The sequence below is a fragment of the Streptomyces sp. AC627_RSS907 genome (assembly GCF_019049165.1).
In genome coordinates this window covers 1-799 of the sequence record NZ_JAGMUE010001208.1, presented here as the reverse complement: position 1 = coordinate 799, position 799 = coordinate 1, and the positions used below count along the sequence as shown (strand labels likewise).

The following is a 799-nucleotide window of genomic DNA, read 5'->3' as shown; positions in this document are numbered from 1 at the left end:
CTTCCACCCCGACCCCGCGGCGGGGTCCCCGCCGCTCGCCCGCCCGGGGCCGAAGCGCCTTCCGCCGGCCCGGCCGGGCCGTGTCGCCGCACCCCCGGAGCACGCCGGTGCCGGCTGGGTGGAACCACCGGGCCCGGGGGGCTCGTCTCTCGGGTCACTGTCGCCGGACACGGGCGTCGCCGCTCCGTTCGCGGGGGCTTTCTCCCTGGTTTTTGGGGGGGTGTTCCCGAGGTCGTGGGGCGCGCGGCGGGGAGGCCGCGCCCCAACAGGCCCGGTCGCCCCGGTATCCCCCGTCCGTGTCGTCAGCGGTTAGCCTGACGCGCAACGCACTCACGGTTTCGGGATGGGGGACGGTCGTTACGTATGGCCAGGGAATTCCAGCGCGGCCACAAGGCCAAGATCAGCGATCTGACGGCGGGGAGGGACCTGTACGTCGGCGTGCAGATCGCCGGACCCGGGCTCTCCTTCGACATCAGTTGCTTCGGCCTCGACGGCGATGAGCGACTCTCCGACGACCGTTACTTCATCTTCTTCAACCAGCCCAAGTCGCCCGAGGAGGCGATCCAGCAGCTCGGCCCGCAGGCCGGGGACACCGAGTCCTTCCGGGTGACGCTCGACAGCATTCCGCCGCGCATCCAGAAGCTGTCGTTCACCGCGACCATCGACGGTGCGGGCCAGATGTCGCAGGTCGGGCCCGGTTACATCCGCATCGTCGCCGGTGGGGAAGAGGTGGCGCGGTACGCGTTCACCGGCGCGGAGTTCAGCACCGAGCGGGCGGTGATGCTCGGCGACTTCTACC

The 799-nt window shown here is 71.1% G+C and carries 1 protein-coding gene; it reads left to right on the top strand.

Annotated features, from left to right (window positions below; genetic code table 11):
• Positions 1–363 precede the first annotated feature (363 nt).
• Positions 364–799 (top strand): TerD family protein (locus KUM32_RS41090; protein ID WP_217146754.1); only part of this gene is annotated, 436 nt, incomplete at its 3' end.